Annotated in this window: 7 protein-coding genes; 6 read left to right on the top strand and 1 reads right to left on the bottom strand. The window is 63.6% G+C overall.

All coding sequences use genetic code 11. The features are described 5' to 3' along the window. On the bottom strand, window positions 1-566 hold a 566-nt coding region (locus RMQ73_RS12755; protein WP_310498661.1), incomplete at its 3' end, for a TSUP family transporter. An 80-nt stretch (window positions 567-646) separates the two neighbouring features. Here RMQ73_RS12755 and RMQ73_RS12760 point away from each other — a divergent pair. The 6 genes from RMQ73_RS12760 to RMQ73_RS12785 all read left to right on the top strand — a co-directional run bounded on the left by RMQ73_RS12760 (window position 647) and on the right by RMQ73_RS12785 (window position 4,041). Continuing rightward, entirely contained in the window at window positions 647-1,111 is a 465-nt protein-coding gene (locus tag RMQ73_RS12760; protein WP_310498663.1) for a universal stress protein, read from the top strand. A gap of 123 nt (window positions 1,112-1,234) precedes the next feature. Beyond that, complete coding sequence (locus RMQ73_RS12765) at window positions 1,235-1,792, top strand: NifU family protein (protein ID WP_310498668.1); 558 nt, start codon at window positions 1,235-1,237, stop codon at window positions 1,790-1,792. 12 nt (window positions 1,793-1,804) lie between these two features. Continuing rightward, window positions 1,805-2,398 carry a malonic semialdehyde reductase gene (locus RMQ73_RS12770; protein ID WP_310498664.1) on the top strand — a complete coding sequence of 198 codons (594 nt, stop codon included), beginning with the start codon at window positions 1,805-1,807 and terminating at the stop codon, window positions 2,396-2,398. Between the two features lie 24 nt (window positions 2,399-2,422). Then, window positions 2,423-3,028, top strand: a complete 606-nt coding sequence (gene tsaB / locus RMQ73_RS12775; RefSeq protein WP_310498665.1) for a tRNA (adenosine(37)-N6)-threonylcarbamoyltransferase complex dimerization subunit type 1 TsaB — start codon at window positions 2,423-2,425, stop codon at window positions 3,026-3,028. Next, a complete protein-coding gene (locus tag RMQ73_RS12780; protein WP_310498666.1) occupies window positions 3,025-3,513 on the top strand; it encodes a GNAT family N-acetyltransferase in 489 nt (162 codons plus the stop codon). The genes tsaB and RMQ73_RS12780 overlap by 4 nt, the downstream gene beginning before the upstream one ends. A gap of 87 nt (window positions 3,514-3,600) precedes the next feature. Next, entirely contained in the window at window positions 3,601-4,041 is a 441-nt protein-coding gene (locus tag RMQ73_RS12785) for a MucR family transcriptional regulator (protein WP_310498667.1), read from the top strand. Window positions 4,042-4,151 lie beyond the last annotated feature (110 nt).

A 4,151-nucleotide genomic window follows, 5' to 3' on the forward strand; every position in this document is an offset into this window, starting at 1 on the left:
GTGAGCATGCCCACCAGCGCGCCCAGCAGCAGCGGCGCCAGCGGCGATATGAACAGGCCGGATTTGTAGAAACGCGTGCGCCCCGGCAGCGCCGCCACCCAGGGCATGTGCCGGCGCACCCGCATCGGAGCGGCGCTGCCCGATCGTGCCGCCGCCATCGTGCGCAGGGCATCTCGCAGCATCAGCGAGCCTATCACGCCCAGGAAAAGCACATAGATGATGCCGATGGCGACATCGACCTGGCCGATCTTTTGCAACGCTCGAAACAGGATCTGGCCAATGCCGGCCCCGACAATGCCGCCGGCCACCAGCACCCCGCCCATCTTGATGTCGATCTGCTCGCGCCGCCAATAGGCCAGGGCGCCGGACACGCTGGAACCGGTGATCTGGGTGGCGGCAGACGCCACGGCCACCGCCGGCGGGATGCCATAGAATATCAGCAGCGGCGTGGTCAGAAAACCGCCGCCCACGCCGAACATGCCCGACAGAAACCCGACCATGCCCCCGAGAAGGATGATGACGAAGGCGTTGACCGACATTTCGGCGATGGGGAGGTAGATATCCATGACCAGCGCCGACCATAATTGCGCCGCCGGTGTTTGTCGCGGGCCTTTGCTTGTGCGTGGCTTTGTGAAAGGTTGCGCAGATGGAAACTGCGCCGACCTATCTCGTGGTGATCGACGACAGCGAGGAAAGCCGCGTCGCGATGCGCTTTGCCGTGCTGCGTGCCGCGCATGTCGGCGCACGCGTCACGCTGGCCCATGTCCTGGCGCCGGCCGAATTCATGCAATGGGGCGGCGTGCAGCAGGCGATGTTGGCCGAAGCGCAGGCCGAGGCCGAGGCGCTGCTGGTTAAGGAAGCCGCTGCGGCCGAAGCGATCGGTGGTGTGCGACCGGATACGCTGGTGCTGCGCGGCACGCCGGCGCTGGCAATACTGGAATATGTCAAAGGCCATACCGGCATCCGCGCGCTTGTGCTGGGCGCGGCCTCGCGCGGCGCGCCGGGGCCGCTGATCAGCTTTTTCACCGGAGAGCGCGCCGGGCAATTGCCTTGTGTGGTGATGGTGGTGCCGGGCGGCCTTGACGCTGAACGGCTGGAATCGCTGACCTGAAAGCACTGTGCGCTGCGTAATATCGGACATTTTCATTCTGATTTGACTTGATTCGCCGGTGCGTCTGGCCCACATCGCATCGATACGCGTTGAAAAGGCGCCAGCGCAGGAAAGGCCATGGCCATGTTCATTGAAACCGAACGCACTCCCAACCCGATGACGCTGATGTTCCGTCCGGGCCAAGCGGTCACGGACGGCGCCAGCGCCGACTTTGCCAACGCCGATGCGGCAACCGCATCGCCGCTTGCTGCCAGCCTGTTTTCGCTTGGCGATATCGAACGGGTGTTTTTCGGCGCTGACTTCATCAGTGTCACTCGCACGCCCGACGGTGCCGACTGGCCGGAGTTGAAGCCGGCGGTCCTGGGCGTGCTGGTCGATCATTTCAGCAGTGGCGCGCCTCTGTTCAATGCGGCGCCGTCCACTGCCGCCGGCAACGCAGACGATCCGGAAGATGCCGAGATCATCGACCAGATCAAGGAGCTGCTGGAAACGCGCATCCGCCCGCAGGTTGCTGGCGACGGCGGCGATATCGTTTATCGCGGCTTCAACAAGGGCACGGTCTTTCTGGAAATGCAGGGCGCCTGTTCGGGCTGCCCGTCATCGACCGCGACGCTCAAGATGGGCATCGAATCGCTGCTGAAATATTATGTCCCCGAAGTGACGGACGTGCGCGCCGTCTAAAAGGAAATCTCCATGTCCGGTGAAGCACTGCCCAAGGCTGCCATCAGCCAGTTGTTCGACGATGCCCGCACCTATTATTCCTGGGGTGCCACCCCGGTCACCGAAGCGGACATCCGTGCGCTCTATGATCTGGTCAAGATGGGCCCGACCTCAGCAAACGCCGAGCCGGGACGTTATGTGTTCTGCCACAGCAGCGCAGCGCGCGAAAAGCTGGCCGCCTGTGTCAGCGAGGCCAACCGCGCCAAGGTGCTGGCGGCACCCGTCACGGTGATCATCGGTTTCGACAACAAATTCTATGACCAGTTGCCGGTGCTGTTTCCCCATGCCGATGCGCGGTCGTGGTTTTCCGGCAATGCCGCCACGGCGCGCGAAACCGCGTTCCGTAATTCGTCGTTGCAGGGTGCCTATATGATCATGGCCGCCCGTGCGCTGGGCTGGGACACCGGGCCGATGTCGGGTTTCGACAAGGCCGCCGTCGATGCTGCCTTCTGGGCCGGCACCACCACCGAAACCAATTTCATCTGTTCCTTTGGCAAGGGCACCACCGAAGGGCTGTTCCCGCGCCTGCCGCGCCTGGCGTTCGAGGACGCTGCCGCGATCCTGTGACCACCACGCCCTGACCATACCCTCATGACCATCACCTTGGCGATTTCCACCAGTTCGCCGGCGCTGTCATTGGCGCTGGACGAAGATGGTCGCCTGCTGTCCCGCCATCACGCCATCATCGGGCGCGGCCATGCCGAAGCGCTGATTCCGGCGATCATCGCCATGTTGGGAACGGTGCGCCCTCACGCCATTCTTGTCGACGTTGGGCCTGGCAGCTTTACCGGCATTCGCATCGGCATCGCGGCGGCCCGGGCGCTTGGCCTGGCCTGGGGCGTGCCGGTTGCGGGCTTCAGCGCCGTGTCGCTGGCCGCTGCGGCTGCCTTTGCGGCGCGGCCCGGTCTGGACAGCGTCACGGTGCTGCTCGATGCCGGCCGGGGTCAGATCCTGCAATCGCAGGTCGGTGCCGATGGGGTGACGACTGACATTGTCCTGTCGGCAGCGCCGATACTGGCGCCGGCCACCCCTGTGGCGGGTGCCGGGGTCGCTTTGCTTGCTCGGCAGGACCTCGACATCGTCCATGGCGATCAGCCCGACGCCGCCAATGCTGCCGGCTTGCCGCTGGCTGTGCGCAACTTGCACCCGGCGGCGCTTTACGTCCGGGCAGCAGACGCGGTAATGCCGCTGGCGTGAGCCAAGCCAGCGATTTTGTCATCCTGCCAGCCGAGACCCGGCATGTCTCGGGCATGATGGGCGTCATGCACGCGGCCTTTGATGCCGAGTTCGGCGAAGCTTGGTCGATGCTGCAACTGGCCGGGTCGATGACCATGCCCAGCAGCTTTGCCCGTTTGGCGGCCACCGGGGACAGCATCCGGGGCTTTTCCCTGAGCCGCGCTGCCGGTCCCGAAGTCGAGCTGTTGTTGATCGCTGTCGCGCCTCTTCATCGCGGCGCCGGAATGGGGCGCACCCTGCTCGAACATGCGATATCGGAATCGTTTCAGCGCGGAGCATCCGAGATTTTTCTTGAGGTTAGAGAAAACAATCTGGCCGCACGAGCCCTGTATGCGAGATGCGGTTTTGTTGATGTTGGCCGGCGCGACAATTACTATACCGGGACTACAGGCGCGCGATTTGGTGCAATCACCATGCGCCGCAGCCTCGATAATTTGACTGGCTGACAATTGAGACATTGCAATCTGTCTTGATCGCTTGCATTTGGCCAGCGTGCGGAGGAGGGATCCGCACTGTACGTTAAGGAAAACAAGATGACCGACAGCAACCAGGTACATGCCGAGCTGCTTGCGCTGACAGCCGACATCGTATCGTCGCACTTTGCGAACAACACCGTCTCGCCGGCCGATGTGCCCGGCGTGATCGAAAGCGTCTATGCCGCGTTGGCGCGCCTTGGCTCGCCCGTGGTCGCCCCGGTTGTGCGCCAGGAGCCAGCCGTTTCGATCCGCTCGTCGATCAAGCCGGACTTCATCGTCTGCCTTGAAGATGGCAAGAAGCTCAAGATGCTCAAGCGGCACTTGATGACGCGCTATGGCATGACGCCCGATGACTATCGCACCAAATGGGGTCTGCCTGCCGACTATCCGATGGTGGCGCCCAACTATGCCGAGCAGCGCCGCACGCTTGCCAAGTCGATTGGCCTGGGCACCAAGCGCACGGCCAAGCCACGTGGCCGTCCGCGCAAGGTGGTCTGATTGTTGCTGACACCGGGTGCCACATGCGGGCGCCCGGTGTCATCTGTGTTGCTCCAGCTCGGTCGTCCGCCTAACATGGAGGGGAGCGCGCGGGAGATAGCAGCTTGGGC

The sequence above is a fragment of the Sandarakinorhabdus sp. genome, from assembly GCF_031430775.1.
In the GTDB taxonomy this organism is placed as follows: domain Bacteria; phylum Pseudomonadota; class Alphaproteobacteria; order Sphingomonadales; family Sphingomonadaceae; genus Sandarakinorhabdus.

Bases quoted from the DNA above. Each gene is read 5' to 3' on its own strand.
- RMQ73_RS12765 (WP_310498668.1), top strand. From the start codon at position 1,235: ATGTTCATTGAAACCGAACGCACTCCCAACCCGATGACGCTGATGTTC.
- RMQ73_RS12760 (WP_310498663.1), top strand. From the start codon at position 647: ATGGAAACTGCGCCGACCTATCTCGTGGTGATCGACGACAGCGAGGAA.
- RMQ73_RS12785 (WP_310498667.1), top strand. From the start codon at position 3,601: ATGACCGACAGCAACCAGGTACATGCCGAGCTGCTTGCGCTGACAGCC.
- RMQ73_RS12770 (WP_310498664.1), top strand. From the start codon at position 1,805: ATGTCCGGTGAAGCACTGCCCAAGGCTGCCATCAGCCAGTTGTTCGAC.
- tsaB (WP_310498665.1), top strand. From the start codon at position 2,423: ATGACCATCACCTTGGCGATTTCCACCAGTTCGCCGGCGCTGTCATTG.